Here is a 23,922-nt window from a genome sequence, read left to right as displayed (position 1 = left end):
ACGATCTGCCAGACGCCACATAAGAGGAGACCGGGATGTCACGACTGATCGCCGCCATCGACGACACCGTCGAGGTGGAGTACGGCCAGTTCGTGCTCCAGGAAGTCTCCATGAACCGCAACTCGTTGGCCCTGCCCGTCCCCACCGGCTCCTGGACCGCTGTCGGTGGCGCGGGCGGCCTGCTGCTGCACAGCGCCGCCACCGACCATTACCCCACGGTCCGCGTCGAACTCTGGGACTACTCACCACCCAACGACCAGCACTCCGGCTGGGACCAGGTCCTCGACCTGACCTGCGACCTCACTTCCGAGATCCGGCTACAGTCGGTCACCGCCACCTTCGGCGAGCACACCCTGCAACTCCTGGCGCCAGGCGTCCATCACGCTCGGGTCGCAGTGGGCAACCAGCGCGACACCGTCGAACTCGGCGAGGGAAGCTTCGAGGCCGGAGTCGAACGCTGGCTCATCCAGCTCTGGCCCGCCTAAGCCGAGAGCCGACGCCGCCGCAGCGCGCCGATCACGACCACGCTCAACAACGCGGCGAGTCCCAGCGCGGACAGCACGACCACCACTGTCACCGTGCCACTCGACAGAGCGGGCGGATCACACGTCACCTGCCCCGGCCGCACCACCGGGCACGAGGACAACCCTCCACGCGGCGATGAACGCACCTCCGGAGCCGGCCCCAGCGCCCGCTCAGCCGACCACCACACCAACGCCGACGTCGCCACCAACAGCAGCCCGAACACGGCCAGCGCAACTCGCAACCATCGCCACACAAACACGACCTCCTCCCCGGACTCACCCCGCACACTACCCAATACACAGCGTTAGATAACTCGACCCCTCCAGCTGCCACGAGCGCCGACCAGCGTCGACCCGGATGCCACATCGCCGGGCAAATGGCGGAACGAGGATCTCGCCGTATCTGCCGTATCGGCCTTGGGCTTCGCCGTGAGAATCCCGGCTCGAGTGCTCGTACGGACGCGGTTACGCAGCCCGGTGGGTCTCGGACCAGCATGTTCCTGAATCAACCCCATCGTGCGGTTATCGAGGCAACTCTGCCCGACCCCAGGTTGACACCGAGCCCATCGAAATTCGACGAGGTCAATGACCAGGCCAGACGGCGAGCTCGAGCGCGTCGACGCCGCGGGGCCGGTTGATCGAGGACATCGCGGACAAGCTTGAACCTGACCACCACGCCTCTCGATCGGCTACCTCGTCGTGATCGATCTCATGGCCTGGCTGATGCCGGTCATCGACGAGGTCCGGCGGAGCTTCCCGGCGTCAACACTGTGGACCTTCCGGGCGCCTTGGGTGATCCCCGCGTAGAGCTCTACCTTCGACTGTGGAGGCATTCCGGCATCCTCGTCTGGAGTACAGGCATCCTCCAACCGCAACCCTCGGGAGCGGTCAAAACTCACGGATGCAGAACCGGTGCCCACGCAGGGGCCGGTCACCAACCATGGGCAAACGCGGTCACATCAGACCAACAGAACCAGCATCGTCTGTGGCCCGTCCAACCTGTACGTGCTCGACCTCGTCCCTGGCGAACAACCTCCGCCGGAGTGGGCCGACGCCCGACACGACCGCGACGTCCTGGCCTGGCGAGCCGGCCAGCCCTACCCCAACGACACCTACTCAGTCCGCAGACCCTCGCCCAGCGAGCACCTGTATTTCCGGGTCGGCGAGGACAACACCCTGCGCAATACACGCCGGCCGGCCCGGATGGCGGATCGCCCGCCGCGGCCGCGGCGGTTCATCGTCGCGCCCGCCTCGATCCCCCGCGACGCTGTCGCGGCTCGGCGGGATCGCCGACCGGCTGCTGCTGCGCCAAGGCGGCTGCACCGGCTGCAGCCTGCAGGGCAGCTGCGGCACGTTGATGGCGCTCTCCGAGATGGGCCAGCCATGCTCTCCGAAATGGGCCAGCTGAGGAGTGCAGCGTAACCGGTGTCAGCGGCGGAGCGGGATCACTCCGTCGGGTGCCGCGACGGGCATCTGCGGCCGGGCCGCTTCGGGCGTGGTGAGCAGCGCGACGATGGTGACCGGGCCGCCGCAGTGCGGGCAGTCCCGCTGGGCCGCAATGTGCGGCAGCGGCGCCGCAGGTGCCGGCGGGGTCGCCGCCGGAGGCGGTGTCCCGAAGGGCCTGGCGGTGCTGGAGGCAGGAGTGGTGCGCTCGACCTCCCGGCGGGCGGCCGCGGTGCGTTTGCACTGGCGCGAGCAGTAGAGCCGGGTCTTGGCTTGTCGGCCGGTCGCGACGAACGCTTCCCAGCAGATCGGGCAGGTCTTGCGGGTCGCGTTGTAGTCCGGGTCGTGCGGGTCAGGAGACATGTGCGTTCACCGCCTTGCGCAGCTTGTCCGATGTGGACTGATGCGAGCGGAGCCGATAGGACGGGCCGTCGATGCCGACCACGGTCGCGCGGTGCAGCAACCGGTCCAGCATCGCCGCCGCGACGGTCGCGTCCCCGAAAGCCGTTGCCCAGTCAGCAATCCCGACGTTCGTCGTCAAAATCGTGGACGACTTCAGGTAACGCTGGTTGATCACCTGAAACAACGCCGAGGCCCCGTCGCCGGGCAACGGGAGATAGCCGAGCTCGTCGATCACGAGCAGCTTCGGGCCGGCGAAGAACCGCATGCAGGTCTGCCAGCGCCCTTCGACCGCGGCCTTGTGGCAGCGGGCGGCGAGGTCGGCCGCGGTGGTGAAGTAGACCCGGTTCCCGGCCTCGGCCGTCCCGCGGGCGAGCGCGGTGGCCAGCATCGTCTTGCCGACCCCGGGCGGCCCGACGAACAACACGTTGGACGCGTCGTCGAGGAACCGCAACGTCGCCAGGTCGCGGATCAGCTTCTCGTCGACCCCAGGCTGGGCGGCGAAGTCGAAGTCCGCCAGGGTCCAGGGATCCGGGAGGCAGGCGAACCGCAACCGGCCGGCCAGGCGGCGTTCTTCGGTGGCGTTGACCTCGATCTCCAGCAGCCGCTCCAGCGCCGCGGTCATCGACAGGTTCTCCGCGCGAGCTTGGTCGAGGATTCGGGGCAGGGCTTCGGCGGCGTTGTCCAGCTTCAGGTAGGAGAAGTGTGAACGGAGTTGCTGATAGCGGCGGGCCTCGCTCATCTGTGGCCCTGAACGGTTTCCGGACAAGTGATCAGTCCTCCTCGGACTCATAGGTCTCATGGGTGGGTGCGCTGGCCAGCTTCGCCGCGGTGGCGGCGTAGGTGGCCAGGTCGATCACGACGTGGGCCGCGGGCCCCGTCGCGGGCAGACCGCGCAGCTTCGCTGCCTCGGCCAACGCCGCCGCCGACGGCGGCCGGCGCGTCTTGTGGGTGCAGGGCCGGTCGGTGCTGAACGCGCCCATCGCGGCGTGTTCGAGCGCGATCACGTGCCCGTCGTCGCGGACGACCCGCCCGGCCCCGTCCGAGGCCCGGTGGTGAACCGCGACGGTCGCGCCGCGGTCGGTGACGATCCGCAGCACGTCCGCGCCGAGCCGGTGGCGGACCTGAACCTGCGCGCCGCCCAGCCCGGGTGGGACGGAGTAGGAGTTGCCGCGGAAGGACACCAGCGCCTGCGGCGTGACGATCCGGGGCAGGTCGAACTCGGCCGGGAACGCGACCAGCGGCGGCGCGTGCAGCCGCTCGGCCGCGGCCAGACCAGCGACAGTGGTGCGCTCGCCATCGAGGACCCGGCGACGGCTGTCAAGCTTGGCCGCGAGCCGGTCCAGCCCGGCCTGGGCCTCGGCGATCGTGACGTCGTCGCCAAGGGTGCGCCACCAGCGTTGCGCGGCCGAGTGGTTGGCCTTCTCGACCACGCCCTTGCGGTTCCCGCGCCGCGGCGGACACGTCACCGACCGGACCCCATAATGCTTCGCGACCTGCGCGAACGCCGGGGTGATCCGGCCGGAGGCGGGGTAGCAGACCGTGGCCATCCGGTCGAAGCGCCAGACCTGGGTCACCCCGCCGAGCCGGCGGACCACCGCGTCGAGGGCCTCGACCAGGTGTGGGAAGTCCTCGGCATCGGCCAGGATGCCGCGCCACTTGCTCGAGTGCGCCAGCGCCCCGACCAGCAGATGTGCCTGCTTCCCGGCGCCCCAGCTCGCCGGTGGGTCCGGCAGCTCGAGCCAGTCCCACTGGGTTTCCTCGCCCGACGGGTGGGTGATGATCGCGACGTCTCGGCCGCGGGAAACCTGACACGGCTCGCAGTGCGGGCGCAGCTGATAGCGGCGCAGCGCCCTGGTGAACGTCGAGTAGCCGCCCTCGTAGCCGAGCTCGGCGACCTCGTCCAGCAGCGTCGCCGCCCACAGATGCGGGTCGTCGGCCAGTCGGGCGCGGCAGTAGCCGACGAACGGTTCGAACGGGTCAGCCACAGCCGACCGGCGCTTGCCCGGCACCACCTCGCCGGCCAGGTAGCGGCGGATGGTCTTGCGGTCACGCCCGAGATGTCGCGCGATCGCCGAGACCGACCAGCCTTGAGCACGCAGCGCCTGCGCCTCCACGTCTTCCTCCAGAGTGAGCATCCACGCCTCCGGCCACGGTCACGGTGATCAACACCGAAACCGTCACCCGGAGGCCGCTGACCAGCGCAAACGACGCGCCGACAGGACACCCCAACTGGGGAATTTCAGAGAGCAGGACTGGCCCTATTCAGAGAGCACCATCAACGTGCATGCCGCTGGTGACGCTCTATCGGAAAGCCCAAGCCCCGCTGAGCACCTACTGCCAGCACCGATGAAACCGAAAGGAGTCTCAATGACCGTGTCAAGCAGCGGCGGCGGCTGGTGGTGAGGGATGGAACTCGCGGCGGTCGCGCAGGAGCGCCCAGATGACGTCGACCAGGCGGCGGGCCAGGGCGATCAGGGCCTGGGTGTGCCGTTTCCCTTCGCTGCGTTTGCGCAGGTAGAAGGTTCGGGATGGGCTGTCGGGGCGTTTGATGGCCGAGAGGGCGGCCAGGTAGAAGACCCGGCGCAGGCCGCGGTGGTAGCGCTGGGGGCGGTGCAGGTTGCCGCGTATCCGCCCCGAGTCGCGGGGCACCGGGGCGAGACCGGCGTAGGCGGCCAGATGCCCGGGGCTGCGGAACGCCGTTTGCAGGTCGCCGCCGGTCCCGGCGAGCAGCTGGGCCCCGAGGATCGGGCCGAACCCGTCGAGGCTGGTGATGGGCCCGGCGTCGGGGTGTCCGGCGAACCGGTCGGCGAGCTGCTTGTCCAGGTCTTTGATCTCCCGGTCGGAGTCCAGCAGCTGCCGGGCCAGCCTCGCGATCAACGGTGCGGTCACCGCTTCCCCCGGCAAGGCCACGGTTTGCTCCGCCGCGGCCGCCAGGGCCTTGTCCACCATGGACGGAATACCTGGGGCCCAGGCACCATGCTCTGCCAGATGGGCCGACAGGCCGGCCGCATCCGCCTCGCGGATGCCGTCCGGGGTCTGGAACCCGGTCAGCAGCACCAGCGCCGAGCGGGTCGAGTAGTCGAACGCCCGCTCCAGCGCGGGAAAAATCGATGCGAGCAGCTCACGGATCCGGTTGACTCCGCGCACCCAGTCGGCCATCAGGTCCTCGCGGCGCGCGGTGAGCACCTGCAGATCGGTCACGACTTCGTCCGGGTCGGGCACTGGGGTCAGATCACCGCGCAGCCGGGCGGTTTCGGCGATCGTGCGGGAGTCCTTGGCGTCGGTTTTGCCTTCACCGGCGAACGCGCCGGCCATCCGGTTGACCAGCCGGCCCGGCACATACAGCACCGGCTGCCCGGTCGCGCGCAGCAACGCGATCAACAAGCCCGCGGGGCCGGAGGTCATGTCCACCGCCCACACCACCTCCGCGGCTTTCGCGGTGGTCCGGGCGATCAACTGCTCGATCGCGGCCTGACCGTTGGCCACCTTCCGCGAGAACACGGTCTTGCCGGACTGATCCACCGCACAGGCGTGATGGAACCTCTTGCCGACATCGATACCGACCCACACCTTGCCTGCGGCCACCCAGCCTGCCTCCTGTCTTCGCAGCTCAACCCCGTGGACGAACCCGCCGGCATCTCCATAAACAGCGACCAAACGCAGATCTCAATCAGCGGCCAGGACGTCCAGAACGACAGGGCAGCCACTCCTCGCAAGCCACCCACGGCAAGAAACCATCAGCCACACCCCATCGCCCCGGGCATCCAGAACATCCCGTCCTGAACACCAACAATCTTATGGAGGAAACCATGACCGCAGTCCTCGTCCCACTCGAGCGGCGCGCCCCGAACGGCACCACCATTCCCGTGCCGCTCGCCGTCCCGCAGCAGGGACCGGCCGAGATCGAATCCATCGAGAACCTGGACGAACTGGTCGAGTCGTCGAAGTGCAGCTGCAACGCCGGTGACGACAACCCCGGCGACACGCCTTCACGCACTGTCGCAGCCTGCCGCAGTTCCCGTATCTGAAGATCCACGTGACCCCCTCGCCGGGCACCCGTCGGAGGTGTCCGTCTCAGAGTGAGACAGTTGCTGACCCGATCCGGTGCTGTGCTTGGGGTGCAGTCCCTCGAAAGCCCTCGTGGAGGGGAGGAGATCCACCATGGAACACCGGATCGCAACCACCTACCGGGCGCGGGCGATGCTGCGCGCGGTCGCCGCGGGCCGCGCGCAGATCACCTGCAGCCGCGAACCGGACATGTTCGTCGACGGCCTGCCCTGCTGCGACCAGGCGGCCGCCCGGGCCCTGATCCACGCGGGCCTGGTCCGCGCCGCCCGCCTAGGCGTGGCCGGCGAGCGCGTCCCAGCGGCGCTGTCGGCGGAAGGCCGCTCGGCGCTGAACCCTCCGGAAGCCGCCTGACGTCCCCGGCCTGCCCTTGGATTTATGCCCACCGTGCCGCGGGCCGCCGCCGGAGCCAAGCGCCCCATTGGGGTTTCATCGTGGTTGTGGCTGGTCGGGGTCAACGCCGAAGCACGCGGAGAAGCCCGCACAAGGATTGAGGGCGGCGCTTCTCCCGCTTGAGGACGGCTGGCTCGGCAAGCTGCTCGCCCCGTCTCGTGGCCGGCTCATCACCACCGACGACGTGGGTGCCAGGTTTCCGTCAACGTGATCGAGCCGCTGCCCTGGCTGAGAGCAACAGTTGTCCTGGTCGGCCACGGATCGGATCATCACCGCCCGCTGCAAGCCGCGAGCGACACCCCTGGCCAGCTACGGGATCGGTGGTGCGTAGGTTCCGACTCTGCGGTTGTTCCAGCCATTGAGGGCTTGTGTGAGCTGGTCGTAGATGTGCTGGTTGAACATGACGCGGTCGTTCGGCGTGTGGGAGTAGTGGCCGTAGGCGGCGAGTTCGTCGTCGGTGGCGTGACTGACGCAGTGCACGAACTTGTCATAGAGCGGCGCGTCGTTGAACAGGAACCACAAATATCCGTACCTGGTCGGCACGTCGGCGGTAAGATTCCGCAGATCCTCGGTTCCTGGTTCGGCGATGAATTTCTGCGGGGCGTTCTCATGCAGATGCGCGATCTCGTCCAGGAGGCCCGCAACGAGATGGCATACGTACAGTGCTGCTAGCAGATGCGCCGCCGGCGTGTAGTGCGTGGCCATACCGATGGCGGGTTTGCCGTGGTGGTAGTTGCTGGATTCGTGCAGGTTGCGGGCAGCATCGTTGGTGGGGTGCAGGAACTGGCCCAGGAACGTGTAGTGCGCTTCGATACGGGCGATGACGGCGCGGTCTGCCAGTTCGTTGAGTTCCAGGCAGGTCAGTAGCGCATCGTAAGACAGGTAGTGCTTGTAGACGACGGTGGCGTCCCGTTGGTGCTCCCGCAGTACCTGTTGAGTGTCGGGCTCGTAGGCGACGTACTCGAAATAGTCGCCCTGCCACAGCCGCATTACCTCGGGACGGAAGTTGCTGAAGTAGAAGTAGTGCACCGGGATCACGAACTCGGCGTCATCTTCGTCTTTGAGCCCCTCGAAGATGTGCATGAGGTGCCGCTTCGCGCGTGGATACGTGTCGACGGCGAGACGCGCGGTGGTGCCGGCCCGGTGCTGTGAGGCCAGTTGTTCCTTCTGCTCAGCGACGTAGGCTTTGAACTGGCCATCGGTGAGATCAGTGCGGTCCTCTAGCCGGAAGTACTTGCGGCCCCGGCACATGAGCATGAACAGCAGATAGTTCTCCAGCAGCGACCGGCACAGCCCCAGTGCGTCGGCTACTTTGCCCCGGTCGACCAGCTGCAGGCAGGTGTCGGCGGTCTCCATCCGGAAGTTTACGAAATCGATCAGCTCGTTGTACATCCACTGCTGCACCTGGCCAACCCGGATCTTGTGGCCCCACGCGAGGTATGTAGCCAGCATCGCTCGCGTGTGCTCGTTGACCCGCTGAACTTCGGCCATGATGCGGTCATTCATCGACACTGGGTCTCTCACTGTCATTCCGGGTGTTTCAGTCGTGGATAGCGACAGTGACGAGCGCAAGGGTGATTTCGCGGTCGGGGTCGCCGTCTTTGTGCAGCACGAACACCGGCGTGCAGTTGAGCGGCGCGGCGTCACGCAGATAGCGGTGATGGGCGCGGACAATGTTTTCGGCGTCGGCGATGACGGCAGTGGCGTTCTTGTTGCGGATGAACAGCACCATCGCGGCGTGCGTGTCACGCCAAGTGATGTAGCGGTCCAACAGCTGCGGCAGGTCGTGCTCGGCGAAGTTCTTCGGCCCCGACCACCACTTGCACTCGGCGAGGAACACCGCCCCGCCGTCCCAGGGCAGGTAGATGTCGGTCCTGCCGCGTTTGCTGAACGTCTCCCCGGTCGCGGCGCCGTAGATGCTGTGCAACGCCGTCAGGATCTGATCCCGGAGTCTCTCTTCCCGCTGGTCGGCATAGGTGACCGCGAGCCGCTCGAACATGCGCGTGGTGGCGACGATGTCGCCGATGATGTACGCGAAGTCCTCTGCGGTGACGGCCGGCTCCGGAGCGAACGGCTGATGCGGGCGAGCCTGCCGCGTCGGCTTTACCTGCCGCCGGGACACGGGCTGGACCCGATAGGTCTTCACCGCCTCCTGGTCGCGGTGCAACGGAACCCCGAGGATAGCCTCGGTGTCCCGGTCGGCCAGCACCTTCGCGCGGCGGGCTTGCGCGGCCCGGGCCACGCCGGCGCGCAGCTGCTCGTTCGCTGCGGCGATGTCGCTGCGGCCGTAGTCGAGGTGCGTGTCGATTTTCGTGATCTCGGCCTTCAACGCGGCAATGATGCTGTTGCGATCGCGTTCCAGGACGTCGGCCGGGACGTCACGGGACACGCTGATGTACCCGTCGGTGACACTGGCGTGCGGCGGGGCGAACGAGTACGTGCTGGCCTGCATGTAGAGCACGTCCGTCGGGCCGGTGTAGGGCACCTTGAACATAATCCGGCTACCCGGAACGTGGAACGGCCGGGACCGGTTAGACACGACCCGCATCGGGTCGCCGGAGATGTCGACCTGCTGGTCGCCGACCTCACCAGTCATCGCACCCAGATCCAGGCGGGGTTCGGGCACCAGGTAGCGGTCGATGATCTCCTCGGCCACCTGCTCGTGCGGCCGCGCCAAGATCTCATCGGCGCTGACTCGCTGCACCTCGGCGATCGCGTCGCGCTGCCTCTTCTCCAGCCATGTCTGCAGGTAATTGCGCGAGAACAACTGCTGATCTGTCACCCATTCACATCCCTCCGGCGGGTTGTCGCAAACACGCAACGACCTGCGCGTTCACGCCCAGCCGGTATTCACCATAACGTTTGCCACCGACAGTCCGCGGCGGCGACACCGGCGGTAGACCACTCAGCCGGGGGATACGCGTCGCGAGATGCAGTGGGCGGTCAGCCATGGCTTGGAGGTAGTCGCCGACCAACCCGGCACGATCCTTCGCGTGGATCACCTGCTTGCCCAGCGTCCCGACCGTGAACTCGGCCGCGCGGTCGAGGGTCCGAGGGCTGGTCAGCAGCGACGGAACGATCTCGACCAAAGGCAGTACCGGGACCGGGTTGAAGAAGTGGATGCCAACCACCTGAGCCGGGCGGTGGTCGCCATCCCCAGCTTCATGATCCCGGATGGACGAGGTGTTGCTGGCCAGGATCGCGTCCGGCCGGCGGACCACCTTTTCGACCGCGGTGAAGACCTCGACTTTGGCCTGCTCGTCTTCCGCGACGGCCTCCACCACGAGGTCCGCCTCGGCCAAGGCGTCGAGGTCGGTGGTGAACGTCAAACGATCGACGGTCTCGTCGCGAACCTGTGCGGTCAGCCGGTTCTTCGCCACCGCGCGGTCGAGGGCGCCCAAGACCGGGTCCGGCCTGATTCGAGCGCCGCCTCGGTGACCTCGATGACGACGACGCGCAGGCCAGCGCGAGCGCAGACCTCGGCGATACCCGCACCCATCAGACCGGCGCCGACCACTCCAACGTCACGGATGTCCGGCACCAGCGGCTCCTTCCAGCCATTCTTCGATTTCCGCAGTGTGCTCCCCCAGCCGCGGTGGACGCCGGTCGTGGGACGGTGGCGTCCGGGACAGCCCGATCGGGTTGGCTATCAGCTCGAGTTCGTCGACGGGCACCGTCGGTCGCAGCCCGAGGTCTTCCGCGAGTGCCACGGCGGCGGGCAGGTCGTTGACCGCTCCACACGGGACACCTCGGGCCGCCAGTGACTCGAACCACTCCGTCGCCGGCCGCTGCCGCAGGCGGGCGGCCAGCACGCTATACAGCTCGTCGACGTTCGCGACGCGGTCGCTGTTCGTGGCAAATCGGACGTCGTCGGCCAGGTCAAGAGCCTCGCACAGACGTCGAAACTGTCGGTCGTTGCCGACGGCGATCACGATCGGCCGGTCCGCCGCCGGGAACACCTCGTAGGGCGCGATGGACGGGTGCCGGTTGCCGAGGATCCCGGGCACGTGACGGCCAGCGTGCAGCCCGCGCTCTGGTTCACCATGCTCGACAGCAGCATCGTCAGCAGGTTGACCTCGACCTGCTGCCCCAGGCCGGTGCGGTCGCGGTCCCGCAGCGCGGGGAGGATGCCAACCGCGGCGTGCAGTCCGGTGAGGACGTCGACCAACGCGACGCCCGCCTTGACCGGGCTCCCGGGTGCTGGGCCGGTCACGCTCATCAGCCCGCCGACCGCCTGCACCAGGAGGTCGTAGCCGGGCAGTTGCGAGCCCCGGCCGGAGCCGAACCCGGTCAGCGAGCAGTAGACCAGCCGCGGGTTGTCCGGCTGGAGGTCCTCGTAGGACAGGCCGAACTTGGTCATCGTGCCGGGCCTGAAGTTCTCGACGAGCACGTCGGCCCGGCACGCGAGTTCACGGGCTTGCTCGCGACCTCGCTCGGTGCTCAGGTCCAGAGCGATGGACCGCTTGTTCCGGTTGACCGACAGGTAGTCGGTCGCTTCCCCACCGGCGAACGGCGGGCCCCAAGCGCGAGTGTCGTCGCCGGTTTCGGGGTGTTCGACCTTGATGACGTCGGCGCCGAGGTCGCCGAGCAGCATCGTGGCGTACGGCGCGGCGAGCACCCGGCCGAAGTCGGCGACCACCAGCCCACTGAGGGGCTTCACCGCTGAACCGCTTGGGTGGTCAGGAAGTCGTCGATCCCCCAGCCGCCGAACTCGCGCCCGTAGCCGGAATCGCCGAAGCCACCGAACGGGGCCGCCGGGTTGAAGCCCGCGCCGTTGACCTCGACCTGCCCGGCGCGGATCCGCCACGCGACGGCTTCCGCGTCCGCACCGAAGACACCGGCGGCCAAGCCGTACTCGGTGTCGTTGGCGACCGCGACGGCGTCGTCAGTGCCCCGGTGGGTCTGCAAGACCAGCACCGGGCCGAAGACCTCCTCGCGGACGATCGCGCTGTCCCGCTCGACTCGCGAGAACACCGTGGGACGCACGAAGTAGCCCGTGTCCAGGCCGTCCGGCGCGTCGGGGCCGCCGGTGACGACGTGCGCTCCCTCGGCGATCGCGCGCTCGATGTGGCCGCGGACGCTGGTGCGCTGGGCCGCGGACACGACAGGGCCGAGCCGGACGTCGGGGTCGAAGGGGTCGCCGACACGGAAGCGTCCGGCCGCGGCAGCGAGGATCTGCTCGGCGGCGTCCAGGCGGTGTTCGGGGACGATGATCCGGGTGAGGGCGCTGCACATCTGGCCGGAGTTGAGCAGGGACCCGGCCATCACGCGCCTCAGGGCCTTCTCGAAGGCGGTGTCGTCGAGGTCGTCGAGCAGCACGGCGGGCGACTTTCCGCCGAGTTCGAGGGCCGTCGGGCGGACGCGGCCGGCGGCGAGCGTGGCGACGCGGGAGCCGGCGCCAGTTGAGCCGGTGAACGACACGAAGTCGACGGCCGGGTGCCGCACCAGTGCCTCGCCGACCGCGGCTCCGGCGCCGGAGACCAGGTTGAACACCCCGGGCGGGAGGTCGAGCCCGGCGATGACGTCGGCCAGCACGAACACGCCGAGCGGGGTGACCTGGCTGGGCTTGAGCACGACCGGCGCGCCCGCGGCGAGCGCTCCCCCGACCTTGGCCGCGACCTGGTGCAGCGGGAAGTTCCACGGCGTGATCGCGCCGACGACACCCACCGGCACCTCGCGCACGATCGAGTTGCCGGCTTCCCTTTCGTAGACGTGCTGATCGGCCGCGTCGGCCAGGTTCGCGAAGTCGGTGACGGCCAGGCCGACCTGGACGCTGCGGGAGAAGGCCCTCGGCATGCCGAGGTCCGCGGTGATGAGGTCGGCGAGGTCTTCCGCGCGCGCTTCGAGCCCGGCGGAGATCGCGCGGCAGGCGGCGGCGCGTTCGGCGGGCGGGACCGCGGACCAGACGGGCAGGGCGTCGGCGGCGGCGCGGCAGGCGGCGTCGACGTCGTCCGGGGTTCCGGCCGGGACGTCGGCGATCACCTGCTCGGTGGCGGGGTTGCGGACGGCGATCCGCTCGGCGCCTGCGGCGGGGCACCACTTCCCGCCGATGAACAAGGCGGAGGTGTCGGGCAGGGTGAACGTGGTGGTCACTGCGGGGTCCCGTCCAGCCGGACGACCGTGCGGACGCCGTGGCCACGCCGCAGGTCGTCGAAGGCTTGGTTGATGCCGGTCAGGTCGGTGGTGGCGGTGCGCAGCGCGGCGAGGTCGAGCGCGCCGGAATCCGCGAGGTCGAGCAGGTCGGGGACGTCGGTGTCGGGGTCGCTGGAGCCGTAGACGCAGCCGTGCAGGGTCCGGCCGAACCAGAACAGCTCCAGCGAGGAGAACTCGACGGTGTCGCGGAGCGAGCCGACCCCGACCACGGTGACGTGCCCGCCGCGCCGGGCCGCCGACCAGGCCGCCCGGGTGGTGGCCGAGCCGCCCACGCAGTCGAAGGCGTGGTCCGCGCCGCGGCCGCCGGTCAGCGCCCGGACTTTCTTCGCCGCGTCGTCGCCGGCCGGGACGAAGTCGGTGACCCCGTGGGCCTGCGCCAGCAGGCCCTTCTCCGCCGAGGTGTCGATGCCGATGATCGGGTGCGCTCCCCGCACGCGAGCGGCCTGCGCGACCGACAGGCCGATGCCGCCGAGGCCGAGCACCACGACCGCCTGGCCAGCGCGGACGTCGGCGGTGTGGAAGACGGCGCCCGCGCCCGTCAGCACGGCGCAGCCCAGCACGGCGACCAGATCGAGGTCGACCGACTCCGGTAATCGCACCACCGCGCGCTCACCCACGACGGTCTCTTCGGCGAACGTGCCGGTGCCGAGCCCGGCGTAGACCGGGGTGCCGTCGTCGAGCGTCGCGTAGGGCTCGCGCGCGGCGTCGTCGCCGTGCTCGCACAAGTACGGCTCGTCGTGGGCGCAGAACCAGCACAGCCCGCACGACGGCGACCAGTTCAGCACAACCTTGTCACCCACGGCGACGCGCGTGACGCCGATGCCGGTCGCGATCACCGTCCCGGCGCCTTCGTGGCCGAGCACGGCCGGGACGGGCTGCTTGAGCTTGCCGGTGGCCAGGGACAGGTCGGAGTGGCAAACACCAGCGGCCTGGAGCCGCACGCGGACCTGCCCGGGTCCGGGGTCGGGCAGGACGATCTCGCACAGCTCCAGGGGCTCGTCCGGGGCACGCAGGACGGCGGCCTTCACCATGGGGAGTTCTCCTTGTCGGGCAGCGGGATCAGCGGAAGGCCGGGATGCCGGTGACGGCCTGGCCAAGGGACAGCGCGTGCATCTCCTCGGTGCCTTCGTAGGTCAGGACCGTTTCGAGGTTCGCCATGTGTCGCATGACCGGGTACTCCAGCGAAATCCCGTTGGCGCCCAACAGAGTCCGCGCGGTGCGGGCGACGTCGAGGGCGGCGCGGACGTTCGCGAGCTTGCCGAAGCTGACGTGGTTGTGGTGCAGCTCGCCGGCGTCCTTGAGCCGGCTGATCCGCAGCGCGACCAGGGCCGCGCGGTTGACATCGACGATCATGTCGGCGAGCTTGCGCTGGGTCAGCTGGAACCCCGCCAGGGGCCTGCCGAACTGCTCGCGGGTCAGGGTGTACTCGCGGGCGGCCAGGTAGCAGGACCGGGCGGCACCGACAACACCGGCGAGGATCCCGAAGCGAGCCTCGTTCAAACAGGTCAGCGGGCCGCGCAGACCTCGGACCTCGGGGAACGCGGCGGACTCCGGCAGCCGGACGCCTTCGAGCACCAGCTCCGAGGTCACCGAGGCGCGCAGTGACAGCTTGTGGTGGATCTCCGGCGCGCTGAACCCGGCGGTGTCGGTCGGCACGACGAAGCCGCAGACGCCTTCGTCGGTCTGGGCCCAGACGACCGCGACGTCGGCGACGGTGCCATTGGTGATCCACATCTTGGCGCCGTCGAGGATCCAGTCGGAACCGTCGCGGCGGGCGCGGGTGCGCATCGAGCCCGGGTCGCTGCCCGCGTCGGGCTCGGTCAGGCCGAAGCAGCCGATCGCCTCCCCGGCGGCCATCGCCGGGAGCCAGCTCGTGCGGTGTTCCTCGGAACCCCAGCGGTGGATGGCCTTCATGGCCAGCGATCCCTGCACGGACACGAAGCTGCGCAGTCCGGAGTCGACGGCTTCCAGCTCGCGGCAGGCGATGCCGTAGGCGGTCGCGCTGGTTCCCGCGCAGCCGTAGCCGTCGAGGTGCATCCCGAACACGCCGAGCTTGCCGAACTCCGCAGCCAGCTCCCGCACCGGCAGTCCGCCGCGCTCGAACCAGTCGCCGACGTGCGGGGCAAGGCGGTTCTGCGCGAAGTCGCGGACGGCGTCGCGGATGTCGCGTTCGTCGTCGGTCAGCTGGGCGTCGATGTCGAGGAAGTCGCCGGGATCGGGCGGCGGGATAATCGGGGCCATGGAACGAAGTTAGGCCGATCCATCCACCCGGAACTGTCCGGTTTCGCGACAACTACGGTGTCGGGAGGTGCTTTTCGTCGATGCCGAGGGCGCGCATCTTCCGGTACAAAGTGGACCGGGCGATGCCGAGCCGTTCGGCGGCGGCGAGCTTGTTGCCCCGGGCCTCGATGAGCGCTTCCAGGAGGATGTCCCGCTCGGCGCGCTGCAGCGGCGATCCGCTCGACTTGGTGGTCGCGGAGCGGTACTCGGGCGGCAGGTGCTCCTGGGCGATGTCGGATCCCATCGCGCGCACCGTGGCCGTCGCCAGGACGGATTCCAACTCGCGGATGTTGCCCGGCCAATCGAGGGCCGCCAGCGTCCGGATGGTGCCCGGCAGCAGCCGGGGCACGGGCCGCCGCGGGGTGTGCGCGGCCAGCAGCGCGGGCGCGAGGTCGGCGATGTCCTCGGCGCGGAATCGCAGCGCCGGCACGGTGATGGAGAACGGGAAGTGGTCGAGCAGCCGGCTTTCGCCGCGGATGCGGGCGGTGGCCATCACCCGGCCGGGCGCGGCGGCGTCGACCATCGCCTCCACTCGTTCGATGAGTCCCGGTTCGAGCCGGTCGAGGTGCCGGAGGACGACGGCGCCGTCGGCGAGCACCTTCGTCAGCCGGGCCATCCAGCCGCCCGGGTCGTCCTGGGCGACGACGGCGTCGAGAACGGTGAGGGGTTCCTGCCCGGCGCGGCGCTGGTGCAGGTGGCGGGCGAGGTGCAGCTTTCCGGTCCCGGCCTCGCCGCACAGCAGGACCGGCCGGTCGGTGGTCAGGGCCGCGGTGACGTCGTCCTGCAGCCGGCGCGCGGCCATGCTGCGGCCAGGCAGGGTGTCGTCCTTGCGAGGTTCGTGACGGCTGGTCGCGGACCGCCTCGCGCCGAGGGCGCGTCCGTCGCCACGGGTGTGCGGGCGCATCTCGACGACGACCCCGGCCAGGGCGCCGCGTTCCCCCACGCGGGTGGCGCGGGCCTGCACGACGACGTCGCCGGCCAGGTGGACCTCTCCGGTGCACTCGTCGCCGGTGCCGAGCAGGCGGCACGCCCAGTCCCACAGCATCGCCTGGTCGGAGAGGTCGAGTAGGGCCGAGGCGGCCGTGTTCGCCATGACGACGTCCTCGTTGAGGGAGACGACGGCCGAGGTCGCGCGCCGGTTGGCGCGCAGGAAGTGCTCCAGCAGCAGCTGCTCGCGCCGGGACGCGTCGGCGTACATCCGCGACTCGATCTCGCGGACGGCGGCCAGGACGAGCGGCTTCATCACGCCGTGGGTGTCCCCGACCCGGCAGGTGACGTCGAGGACGCCTTCAACGTTGCCGGTGATGGGGTGCTTGACCGGCGAGCCGATGCAGGTGAACTCCTGCAGGTTCTCGCGGAAGTGTTCCGCGCCCGAGACCACGAACGGGGTCGCGGCCTCGAGCGCGGTGCCGATGCCGTTGGTGCCGGTGAACTCCTCCGCGTAGTAGAAGCCCGGCGAAACCAGCGCCCGGTCCAGGGCGTCGGTCAGCTCACGGCGTCCGGTGCGGCGGTCGATGATCTGGGCTTCGGAGTCGGCCAGCAGAATCGAGACAGGACCGTCTTCGATCTGCTCGGCGAGCCGGTCGATGACCGGACCGGCCGCCCGGGCCAGCCGGCCGGGACGCTCGAACTCGGGCCGGAAGGGCACTTCGTCCCCGGACGGGCGAACGCCGACGAGCTGGCACCGCTGCCAGGACGTCATGATCTCCTGGCGAAACGCGGACGCCGCCTCGAACGGGACTTCGCCGTCGAGAACGCGTTCGCGCACGCTCCGCAGCGACGCGACTGTCTTGTGCCTGTCCATGGACGCCTCCTTCACCGTTGACGAAGGCCAGGTCAATCGTAGTTGACCGAGTCAATCAGAGCACCGCTCGCAGCTACTGTCCCAAAACGAACCAGTCCCGCCAGTCACCCAACGTCACACTTCACGGCGTCGCTTCACCACCACCAGAACGGCGAGCAGCGCGACGAGAACGCCCGCGGCCGGAGCCAGTCGCTTCACCACCGGAGCCCCGGCCGTGTCGAGCAGGTCGATCGCGGTCGCCTGCGCTGATGGTGCTGCAGCTGGCGCTTCGGACGAGTTGTCCTCGCTTCGGCCGAGCCGGTCGGAGAGGCAGCCGGCGAACGGCCGACGATCTTGTCGGCGACGTCCGCGATCACTCCGCGGCCGAACTGCGTCGGCTTGCCGGTGATGGTCAGGTCGGTGGCCATCGTGACCTCGGTCTTGTCCGGCCCGTCGGCCACCATCGTGCCCGTCACCACGGCCTTGGCTGTGCCGTTGCCACGCGAGTCGCGGCCGGAGGCGTGATGACGACACGGTGGGCGGCCTCATCGCGCTCGACGTAGGTGCCGGTGCCCTTATAGCTCAGCGCGATCGGGCCGAGCTTCACCCGTACGGTGCCGGAGAACGAATCTCCGGTGTACTCGGTGAGCGCGGCACCGGGAAAGCACGGCGCGACCGCCTCCGGGTCGTTCATCGCCGCCCATGCCTCGTCGATGGGCGCCGCGATGGTGAATGAGTTCGTCAGCTTCATGGCGTTCTCCCGGAACTCACGCGTTCGTCAGGACGACCTTCAGGGCCCCGGTTTCCGCGGAGCGCAGGAAGGTGTCGTACCCGGCCTCGGTCTCGTCGAGGGGCATCCGGTGGGTGATCATCTGGGTGGCGTCCAGCGCGCCCGTGGCGATGGAGTTCATCAGCTGCGAGATGGTCAACCCGGACGGGATGCCGGTGGTGATGGTGACCTGCTTGGCCCACAGCTTCTCCAGGTGCAGGGTCGCTGGTCCCCTCGTGGACGCCGATGTTGGCGATGCGTCCACCGGAGCGGACGAGGTCCGCGGTCAACTCGGAGGCGTCCAGGAAGCCGACGGCCTCGATCGTGACGTCGGCGCCGAGCCTGTCGGTAAGCTGGTCGACGACGGCGTGCACCTCGTGCTCGTCCACGGCGTGGGTTGCGCCGAGCTTGAGCGCGGTCTCGCGGCGCCCGGCGACGCGGTCGACCACGACGATGTTGCGCGGCGAGAACAGCTGCACAGTGAGGGTCGCCGAGAGGCCGACGGGGCCGGCGCCGACGATCACGACGGTGTCGCCGGGCTGGACGCGTCCGTTGAGGACGCCGACCTCGTAGCCGGTGGCGAGGATGTCGGTCAGGAACAGCACCTGCTCGTCGGTCAGGTTGTCGGGGATCTTGTAGACGCTGTTGCGGGCGAACGGGATCCGCGCGTATTCGGCCTGGACGCCGTCGAGGGTGTTGCCCAGGGCCCAGCCACCGTTCAGGCACTGCCCGTAGAGTCCGGAGGTGCAGAAGCGGCAGTAGCCGCACGCGCTGACGCAGACGGCGAGGATGCGGTCGCCGGGCTTGACGTTCTTCACCGAGCCGCCGACCTCGGTGACGATGCCGGTGGCTTCGTGCCCGAGCACGGTGCCGGGCTGCACCGTGGGAACGCCGCACTTGATGATGTGCGCGTCGGTGCCGCAGATCGTGGACTGCGCGATGCGCATGACGATGTCGGTGTCGTCATGCAAGGTGGGCATCGGGTGCTCGCGGTACTCGATGTTGCCGGGTCCGTCGTAGACGAGGGCCTTCATGGTCAAACTCCTTTGTCTGAGCGGTGATTACTTACCCGGCGCGTAAAGGCCGAAACGGAGATCCGGGTCCCCGGGGACCCAGGTGTTGCTGAACTGCGAGCGCGCGCCCATCGCGGCGACCCGGTCGATCAGCTGGTTGCCGAGCTCGAGCTGGCCGGGCTCCCAGCGCTTGAGGGTGTCGGCGATGCCACCACCGCCGGCACCGAGGTGCTCGTAGAGCTGCCAGACGTCGTCCGCGGCCTTCGCGGTCCCCGCGGCGGCGTGCGGGCAGGCCGCGAACGCGGCGTCACCGATGATCGCGACCCGGCCTTCGGCCATGCCGGGGATTCGGGTGTCGCAAACGACCTGGACGTAGGGCTGCTCGGTGCGGGTGATGACCTCGGCGACGGCCGGTGCAAGATCGGCTGCCGCCGCTCGCATTTCCTGCGCTACAAACTGCGCGCCGCGCTGACCAACAGGTGCCAGCAAGGCGCCTACCGCGGGTTCGACTCCGAAGTGCACAACTGGGTCCTGGAACGCCTCGTCGAGCAAGGCGCCGAGAAGCTCGGGCTCGCACCGAAAGAGATCCGGCGGCGCAACTTCATCCTGCCCGAGGAGTTCCCGTACAAGATCCCCGGCGGCAACGGCTACGACAGCGGCAACTACCCCGCCGTCCTCGACAAGGCGCTGTCAATGATCGACATCGGGCATTGGCGGAAGGACAAGGCGCGGCTGCGGGAGGAAGGCCGTTACCTCGGCATCGGGATCGCCACCACACAAGAGCGGTCGGCGTTCTCCTCCACCGAATTATGGTTCTGGTTCGACGAACCCGCCTTCCCGATCACCTGCAGCCCCGAGAGCGCCACCATCACCATCGACCCGACGGGGTCGTTCCAGCTGCTGCTGCACTGCCAGGCCATGTGGGGCAACAGCCCCGAAACCGTGGCGACCACGGTGATGGCCGAAGAGACCGGCATCGAACCGGAATCGGTCAACGTCTCCTACGCCGACACCTCCCGGGCCCTGCCCGGCACCGGCCCGGGTGGCAGCCGGTTCACCGTCATGGTCGCCGGCGCTGTCCGCGGAGTCTCGCGCAAGCTCAAGAAGAAGCTGATCGACCTCGCCGCGCACACCCTCGAAGTGGCACCGGAGGATCTCGAACTAGTCGATGCCTGCGTCCAGGTCGTCGGCGCGCCGGAGCGGTCGCTCGGCATCGCCGACCTCGCAGCCTCGGCGCACTTCTTCGCGCTCAACCCGCCCCCCGGGCATGCAGAGCGGTCTGGAGGAGAGCCACACCTACGACCACCCGTACACGACCTTGCCCTCACCCGACCGGTCCGACCTTGGAGTCTTCTACCCGATCATGGGCCACGCCTGCCACATCGCGGTCGTGGAGGTCGACCCGGACACCGGGCAGACGTCCTTCCTCGACTACGTCGCGGTCCACGACGCCGGAACCGTGGTCAACCCGAAGAGCCTCGGCGGGCACGTCACCGGCGGCTCGGCCCAGGGCCTCGGCTCGACGCTGTACGAGGAGCTCGCCTACGACGAGGACGGCCAGTTCAGTTCGCGACGGTCCTGGACTACCTCGTGCCGACCGCGAACGAGGTTCCGCCGTTCCGGATCAGGCACGTCGAGACGCCCTCGTCCTACACCGAATACGGCATCAAGGGCGGTGGCGAGGGCGGCCGGACGGTCACCCCGTCGGTGGTGTCGGCCGCGATCGACGATGCGCTGCGCGAGTACGGGATGCGCGTGACGCAGCTGCCCGTGCGGCCCTCGGACATCGTCGACCTCGTCCGGAACACGCGATCGCGGACGTCGTGATCGCACCATGACCCGGCCCGGCCCCGGCAGCCCGGGCGGGGTCAAGGGCCGGGCCGCATCAACTTTCCGTGGAGGAATCGTGCCGCACTCGTATCGCTCGCCCGCCGAGCTCGCCGAGGGCCTGGGCCGGGTCGGCTATCTCGCCGACAAGCCACTGGTCATGGCGGCCTTCCTCGCCCTCGGGCTGAACCGCCCGCTGCTGCTGGAAGGTGCCAAAGGCGTGGGCAAGACCGAGGTCGCCAAAGCACTCGCCGAACTGCTGGACCGCGACCTCGTGCGGCTGCAGTGCTACGAGGGCATCGAGGCCTCCCAGGCCCTTTACGACTGGCACTACGCCCGCCAGCTGCTCGACATGCGGGCCGGCGACCGAATGTCCTCGGCGGACGGGTTCACCCGCGACTAACTGCTGGCCCGCCCGCTGCTCACCGCGCTCGAAGCCGGCGACCGCGCGGTGCTGCTCATCGACGAGATCGACCGAGCCGACGACAAATTCGAAGCTTTCCTCCTGGAGCTGCTCAGCGACTTCGCGGTCACCATCCCCGAAGTCGGCCGGATCGCCGCTCCGGCGCCGCCGTTGGTCGTGCTCACCTCCAGTCGCACCCGCGACCTGCACACCGCGCTGCGGCGCCGCTGCCTGTTCCACTGGGTCGGCCACCCGGACGCCGAGCGCGAGTTCGCGATCCTGCGCGTGCGCACACCGCACGTCCCGCCTGCACTCGCCAAGCAGGTCGTCGACACCGTCCAACGCATCCGCGCCCTCGCACTCGGCAATGCGCCCGGTGTCGGCGAGACGATCGACTGGGCGGGTGCCCTGACCATGCTCGGTTCCGCGACCTTGTCGCGTGCCGACGCCGAGGCCACGCTCAGTGCGCTGGTCAAGGACATCGGCGACCAGCAGCTCGTCGCTGAGCACCTCGACGACCTGGCGCCGACGCTGCCGTGACCGGCCCGCTGGAGATCACCGGGGGTACCTGCGTCGGGTTCGACGAAGCGCTCCGCCGCCGCGGAGTACCGACCAGCCCCGAGCAGACGACTGCCTTCTACACCGCCCTGCACCAGCTCGGACGAGTCGGGCTGCGCGACCTCTACTGGGCCGGCCGCGTGGTCCTCGCCGGAGAACGCCGGCACTTCGCCTGCTACGACGCGGCCTTCCGGGCGTACTCCCTTCCCGCCGGCGACGACACCAGAGTCGCGGTGCCGGTGCCGAGCGCGCCACCACCGTCGGAGCTGGACACCGAGCAGCCAAGCGCGGGAACACCGAGCGCACGTCCTTCGGAGCCCGAAGACCGCGCTGATGACGCCCGCCTCACCCCGAGCGACGCCCAGGTGCTCAAGTCCAAGTCCTTCGCCGCGATGGACCCCGCCGACCGCCGCCGCGCCGCAGCTCTCATCCGCGGGCTGGACGCCGACCTGCCCCGCCGGCGCAGCCGCAGCACCGAGCCCTCGGGCCACGGACACCGCCTGGACGCCCGCGGCTCGCTGCGAGCTGCCCTGCGCACCGACGGCGAGCCGATCCGCATCGCCCGTCGCCGAAGCCCCGACCGCGAGCGGACACTGACGCTGGTGATCGACGTTTCCGGCTCGATGGCCCGCACGCGCTAGCGTTGCTGCGATTCGCGCACGCATTGCACCACGCAGGACACCGGGTGGAGATCTTCACGACGGGTGTCGGGCTCACCCGTGTCACCGACGCGCTACGGCGCCCTTCCCCGGATGCCGTCCTCCAGCACGACGCGCGCGGTCGGCGACTGGGTCGGCGGAACCCGGCTGGGAACGTCCTTCGGCTCGCTCGTCAGCCATTACGGCGGGCACCGGGCCCTCCGGGGCGCGGTGGTGATCGTGTGCTCGGACGGGCTGGACCGCGACGAGCCGGAGCTGCTCGGCGAAGCCATGCAGACCGTGCAGGGCATCGCCCACCAGGTGCTGTGGCTCAACCCGCTCAAAGGCGACAGCCGCTATCGCCCGGTGCAACGCGCCATGGCCGCCACGCTCCCGCACGTAGACGTGTTCCTGCCGGGGCACAACCTCGCCAGCCTCGACGACCTCTGCGCCGCCCTGGGCGGGCTCACCGGCCGGCGCACCAAACCGATCAGGAGATGACCATGACCCACACCGATCCGGCCCGGCGAATGGTCGACGCCGCCAACGCCTGGCTCGACTCCCTCGACGACACCCAGCGCGCCGCGGCCCTGCGGCCGTGGCCGTCGGACGAAGAACGCCACCGCTGGTTCTACACCCCCACCGACCACGGCGGCCTGCCGCTTCTGGCGATGCGCCCAGCCCAGCAGAGCCGGGCCATGCAGTTCGTGGCCACCGGCCTGTCCCGAGCCGGGTACGTGACGGCCTCGACGATCATGGGCCTGGAGAACATCCTGGACCAGGTGAAAATCTGGCAGGTCGACTGGGGCCGTGAACGCGGCCGCGACCCCCAGCTGTACTGGCTGAGGGTCTTCGGCGAGCCGACGCTCGGCGGCCCGTGGTCCTGGCTCTTCGGCGGGCACCACGTCTCCGTCCAGCACCTCGTCCTCGACGGCCGGGTCCAGGCCAGCTCCCCCGCGTTCCTCGGCGCCGACCCTGCGGAGTCCCCGCTCCTCGGCGGCCACCTCCTGCGCCCGCTCGGCGCGAACGAGGACCTGGCCCGTGAAGTCGTCCGTTCGCTGGACGACGGGCAGTCCGACCGCGGCGTGATCTCTCCGGTCGCACCGGTCGACATCGTCGGCGGCAACCGGCCCCGCATCGGCGACGGCGACCTCGTCATGCCGCTCTCGGAGGTCTGGCGAGCGCGGTTCACCGAGCCGCGGCTGCGCGACCGCGTCGAAGCGATGCACTCCGGCGCCGAAGAGAAGGCCGGTGTACGGCCGGAACACCGCGAGCACGTCCGGCTGACGACGGCACCAAAGGTGTATCGGGCGCCGAGCTGACCACGGACCAGCAAGAACTGCTGCGCGCCGTGCTGCACGTGTTCCTCGACCGCATCCCGGAGAAACTCGCCGAACAGGAAGCCGAAAAGTTCGCCGGTGACAAGCTGAACGACGTCCATTTCGCGTGGGCAGGCGGCGTGGAACGCGGCCAGCCGCACTACTATCGGCTTCTGGGACCTCGGCTGCCAGCCGAGTACGACAACACCCAGCGCGACGTCAACCACATCCACACCGTCCGGTGTGACCCCGAAGGCGACTTCGGTGACGATGTTCTCGCCCGGCACCTCGACGATTTTCACTCCTGACACGACAAAGCGGGCCGGACACCTCGCGTCCGGCCCGCTTTGCG

23 protein-coding genes and 4 pseudogenes are annotated in these 23,922 nt (G+C 69.4%); 10 read left to right on the top strand and 17 right to left on the bottom strand.

Annotation, left to right across the window (positions count from 1 at the left end; translation table 11 throughout):
- Positions 1 to 35 precede the first annotated feature (35 nt).
- Complete coding sequence (locus QP939_RS28740; RefSeq protein WP_285449328.1) at positions 36 to 485, top strand: hypothetical protein; 450 nt, start codon at positions 36 to 38, stop codon at positions 483 to 485.
- 951 nt (positions 486 to 1,436) lie between these two features.
- On the top strand, positions 1,437 to 1,946 hold the full coding sequence (locus QP939_RS51915; protein WP_352247649.1) for a bifunctional DNA primase/polymerase: 510 nt from the start codon (positions 1,437 to 1,439) through the stop codon (positions 1,944 to 1,946).
- Between the two features lie 6 nt (positions 1,947 to 1,952).
- Here the strand turns inward: QP939_RS51915 and QP939_RS28735 are convergent, their stop codons facing one another.
- From QP939_RS28735 to QP939_RS28720, 4 genes are all read right to left on the bottom strand, one after another.
- Positions 1,953 to 2,330 carry a hypothetical protein gene (locus tag QP939_RS28735; RefSeq protein ID WP_285448856.1) on the bottom strand — a complete coding sequence of 126 codons (378 nt, stop codon included), beginning with the start codon at positions 2,328 to 2,330 and terminating at the stop codon, positions 1,953 to 1,955.
- Positions 2,320 to 3,108 (bottom strand): IS21-like element helper ATPase IstB, encoded by a 789-nt coding sequence (gene istB, locus QP939_RS28730; protein ID WP_285448855.1) that lies wholly within the window; start codon positions 3,106 to 3,108, stop codon positions 2,320 to 2,322. The genes QP939_RS28735 and istB overlap by 11 nt, the downstream gene beginning before the upstream one ends.
- Positions 3,109 to 3,139: 31 nt before the next feature.
- Complete coding sequence (locus QP939_RS28725; protein ID WP_285449327.1) at positions 3,140 to 4,504, bottom strand: Mu transposase domain-containing protein; 1,365 nt, start codon at positions 4,502 to 4,504, stop codon at positions 3,140 to 3,142.
- A 241-nt stretch (positions 4,505 to 4,745) separates the two neighbouring features.
- Positions 4,746 to 5,954, bottom strand: coding sequence for an IS110 family RNA-guided transposase (locus tag QP939_RS28720; protein ID WP_285449326.1), 1,209 nt, complete (start codon positions 5,952 to 5,954; stop codon positions 4,746 to 4,748).
- A 224-nt stretch (positions 5,955 to 6,178) separates the two neighbouring features.
- Here QP939_RS28720 and QP939_RS28715 point away from each other — a divergent pair, with 224 nt between their 5' ends.
- Positions 6,179 to 6,397 carry a hypothetical protein gene (locus QP939_RS28715; protein WP_285449325.1) on the top strand — a complete coding sequence of 73 codons (219 nt, stop codon included), beginning with the start codon at positions 6,179 to 6,181 and terminating at the stop codon, positions 6,395 to 6,397.
- 133 nt (positions 6,398 to 6,530) lie between these two features.
- Positions 6,531 to 6,788 (top strand): hypothetical protein, encoded by a 258-nt coding sequence (locus QP939_RS28710; protein ID WP_285449324.1) that lies wholly within the window; start codon positions 6,531 to 6,533, stop codon positions 6,786 to 6,788.
- Positions 6,789 to 7,136: 348 nt separating this feature from the next.
- Here QP939_RS28710 and QP939_RS28705 read toward each other — a convergent pair whose 3' ends face one another.
- The 13 genes and pseudogenes from QP939_RS28705 to QP939_RS28650 all read right to left on the bottom strand — a co-directional run bounded on the left by QP939_RS28705 (position 7,137) and on the right by QP939_RS28650 (position 19,164).
- Positions 7,137 to 8,333: a hypothetical protein gene (locus QP939_RS28705; RefSeq protein WP_285449323.1), complete on the bottom strand. Its 1,197-nt coding sequence runs from the start codon at positions 8,331 to 8,333 to the stop codon at positions 7,137 to 7,139.
- A gap of 34 nt (positions 8,334 to 8,367) precedes the next feature.
- Entirely contained in the window at positions 8,368 to 9,609 is a 1,242-nt protein-coding gene (locus tag QP939_RS28700) for a hypothetical protein (RefSeq protein WP_285449322.1), read from the bottom strand.
- Between the two features lie 4 nt (positions 9,610 to 9,613).
- Entirely contained in the window at positions 9,614 to 10,228 is a 615-nt protein-coding gene (locus QP939_RS28695; protein WP_285449321.1) for a 3-hydroxyacyl-CoA dehydrogenase NAD-binding domain-containing protein, read from the bottom strand.
- A complete protein-coding gene (locus QP939_RS28690; protein WP_285459867.1) occupies positions 10,189 to 10,326 on the bottom strand; it encodes a 3-hydroxyacyl-CoA dehydrogenase NAD-binding domain-containing protein in 138 nt (45 codons plus the stop codon). The genes QP939_RS28695 and QP939_RS28690 overlap by 40 nt, the downstream gene beginning before the upstream one ends.
- A 25-nt stretch (positions 10,327 to 10,351) precedes the next feature.
- A pseudogene (locus QP939_RS28685) lies at positions 10,352 to 11,487 on the bottom strand (CaiB/BaiF CoA transferase family protein).
- Positions 11,484 to 12,920, bottom strand: a complete 1,437-nt coding sequence (locus QP939_RS28680) for an aldehyde dehydrogenase family protein (protein WP_285449320.1) — start codon at positions 12,918 to 12,920, stop codon at positions 11,484 to 11,486. Before QP939_RS28680 ends, QP939_RS28685 begins: the two are co-directional and overlap by 4 nt.
- Positions 12,917 to 14,011, bottom strand: a complete 1,095-nt coding sequence (locus tag QP939_RS28675; protein ID WP_285449319.1) for an alcohol dehydrogenase catalytic domain-containing protein — start codon at positions 14,009 to 14,011, stop codon at positions 12,917 to 12,919. Before QP939_RS28675 ends, QP939_RS28680 begins: the two co-directional genes overlap by 4 nt.
- 28 nt (positions 14,012 to 14,039) lie before the next feature.
- Entirely contained in the window at positions 14,040 to 15,221 is a 1,182-nt protein-coding gene (locus QP939_RS28670; protein WP_285449318.1) for an acyl-CoA dehydrogenase family protein, read from the bottom strand.
- A gap of 52 nt (positions 15,222 to 15,273) precedes the next feature.
- Positions 15,274 to 17,064: a sigma-54-dependent Fis family transcriptional regulator gene (locus QP939_RS28665; RefSeq protein WP_285449317.1), complete on the bottom strand. Its 1,791-nt coding sequence runs from the start codon at positions 17,062 to 17,064 to the stop codon at positions 15,274 to 15,276.
- A gap of 194 nt (positions 17,065 to 17,258) precedes the next feature.
- Entirely contained in the window at positions 17,259 to 17,522 is a 264-nt protein-coding gene (locus QP939_RS51910) for an SRPBCC family protein (RefSeq protein WP_352247645.1), read from the bottom strand.
- Positions 17,516 to 17,794 carry an SRPBCC domain-containing protein gene (locus QP939_RS51905; protein WP_352247643.1) on the bottom strand — a complete coding sequence of 93 codons (279 nt, stop codon included), beginning with the start codon at positions 17,792 to 17,794 and terminating at the stop codon, positions 17,516 to 17,518. The genes QP939_RS51910 and QP939_RS51905 overlap by 7 nt, the downstream gene beginning before the upstream one ends.
- The gene (locus QP939_RS28655) at positions 17,791 to 18,846 is read right to left on the bottom strand and encodes an alcohol dehydrogenase catalytic domain-containing protein (protein WP_285449316.1); all 1,056 of its coding nucleotides are present in this window, start codon (positions 18,844 to 18,846) and stop codon (positions 17,791 to 17,793) included. Before QP939_RS28655 ends, QP939_RS51905 begins: the two co-directional genes overlap by 4 nt.
- Before the next feature lie 27 nt (positions 18,847 to 18,873).
- Positions 18,874 to 19,164, bottom strand: a complete 291-nt coding sequence (locus tag QP939_RS28650; RefSeq protein WP_285449315.1) for a Rossmann-fold NAD(P)-binding domain-containing protein — start codon at positions 19,162 to 19,164, stop codon at positions 18,874 to 18,876.
- On the opposite strand from QP939_RS28650, the pseudogene QP939_RS51900 reads away from it, so the two are divergent.
- The 6 genes and pseudogenes from QP939_RS51900 to QP939_RS28625 form a co-directional block, all read left to right on the top strand.
- Positions 19,054 to 20,055: pseudogene (locus tag QP939_RS51900) on the top strand (xanthine dehydrogenase family protein molybdopterin-binding subunit); the annotation flags it as partial. The gene QP939_RS28650 and the pseudogene QP939_RS51900 sit on opposite strands and share 111 nt — an antisense overlap.
- Complete coding sequence (locus QP939_RS51895) at positions 19,994 to 20,584, top strand: molybdopterin cofactor-binding domain-containing protein (protein WP_352252745.1); 591 nt, start codon at positions 19,994 to 19,996, stop codon at positions 20,582 to 20,584. The pseudogene QP939_RS51900 and the gene QP939_RS51895, both read left to right, overlap by 62 nt.
- Before the next feature lie 75 nt (positions 20,585 to 20,659).
- Positions 20,660 to 21,595: pseudogene (locus QP939_RS52245) on the top strand (AAA family ATPase).
- Positions 21,592 to 22,752 (top strand): annotated as a pseudogene (locus QP939_RS52395) (vWA domain-containing protein). The pseudogenes QP939_RS52245 and QP939_RS52395 overlap by 4 nt, the downstream one beginning before the upstream one ends.
- A gap of 2 nt (positions 22,753 to 22,754) precedes the next feature.
- Positions 22,755 to 23,573, top strand: coding sequence for a DUF3500 domain-containing protein (locus tag QP939_RS28630; protein WP_285449313.1), 819 nt, complete (start codon positions 22,755 to 22,757; stop codon positions 23,571 to 23,573).
- Complete coding sequence (locus tag QP939_RS28625) at positions 23,570 to 23,878, top strand: DUF3500 domain-containing protein (protein WP_285459866.1); 309 nt, start codon at positions 23,570 to 23,572, stop codon at positions 23,876 to 23,878. Before QP939_RS28630 ends, QP939_RS28625 begins: the two co-directional genes overlap by 4 nt.
- The last annotated feature ends 44 nt before the right edge of the window (positions 23,879 to 23,922 follow it).

The sequence above is a fragment of the Amycolatopsis nalaikhensis genome (assembly GCF_030264295.1).
In the GTDB taxonomy this organism is placed as follows: Bacteria; Actinomycetota; Actinomycetes; order Mycobacteriales; family Pseudonocardiaceae; genus Amycolatopsis; species Amycolatopsis nalaikhensis.
The sequence above is the reverse complement of the archived record's forward strand: the minus strand, read 5'-3'. Positions and strand labels throughout refer to the sequence as shown.

Bases quoted from the DNA above. Each gene is read 5' to 3' on its own strand.
- QP939_RS28740 (WP_285449328.1), top strand. From the start codon at position 36: ATGTCACGACTGATCGCCGCCATCGACGACACCGTCGAGGTGGAGTAC.
- QP939_RS28735 (WP_285448856.1), bottom strand. From the start codon at position 2,330: ATGTCTCCTGACCCGCACGACCCGGACTACAACGCGACCCGCAAGACC.
- istB (WP_285448855.1), bottom strand. From the start codon at position 3,108: ATGAGCGAGGCCCGCCGCTATCAGCAACTCCGTTCACACTTCTCCTAC.
- QP939_RS28725 (WP_285449327.1), bottom strand. From the start codon at position 4,504: ATGCTCACTCTGGAGGAAGACGTGGAGGCGCAGGCGCTGCGTGCTCAA.
- QP939_RS28715 (WP_285449325.1), top strand. From the start codon at position 6,179: ATGACCGCAGTCCTCGTCCCACTCGAGCGGCGCGCCCCGAACGGCACC.
- QP939_RS28710 (WP_285449324.1), top strand. From the start codon at position 6,531: ATGGAACACCGGATCGCAACCACCTACCGGGCGCGGGCGATGCTGCGC.
- QP939_RS28705 (WP_285449323.1), bottom strand. From the start codon at position 8,333: ATGAATGACCGCATCATGGCCGAAGTTCAGCGGGTCAACGAGCACACG.
- QP939_RS28690 (WP_285459867.1), bottom strand. From the start codon at position 10,326: ATGGGTGCGGGTATCGCCGAGGTCTGCGCTCGCGCTGGCCTGCGCGTC.
- QP939_RS28675 (WP_285449319.1), bottom strand. From the start codon at position 14,011: ATGGTGAAGGCCGCCGTCCTGCGTGCCCCGGACGAGCCCCTGGAGCTG.
- QP939_RS28670 (WP_285449318.1), bottom strand. From the start codon at position 15,221: ATGGCCCCGATTATCCCGCCGCCCGATCCCGGCGACTTCCTCGACATC.
- QP939_RS28665 (WP_285449317.1), bottom strand. From the start codon at position 17,064: ATGGACAGGCACAAGACAGTCGCGTCGCTGCGGAGCGTGCGCGAACGC.
- QP939_RS51905 (WP_352247643.1), bottom strand. From the start codon at position 17,794: ATGAAGCTGACGAACTCATTCACCATCGCGGCGCCCATCGACGAGGCA.
- QP939_RS28655 (WP_285449316.1), bottom strand. From the start codon at position 18,846: ATGAAGGCCCTCGTCTACGACGGACCCGGCAACATCGAGTACCGCGAG.
- QP939_RS28650 (WP_285449315.1), bottom strand. From the start codon at position 19,164: ATGGCCGAAGGCCGGGTCGCGATCATCGGTGACGCCGCGTTCGCGGCC.
- QP939_RS51895 (WP_352252745.1), top strand. From the start codon at position 19,994: ATGCCTGCGTCCAGGTCGTCGGCGCGCCGGAGCGGTCGCTCGGCATCG.
- QP939_RS28630 (WP_285449313.1), top strand. From the start codon at position 22,755: ATGACCCACACCGATCCGGCCCGGCGAATGGTCGACGCCGCCAACGCC.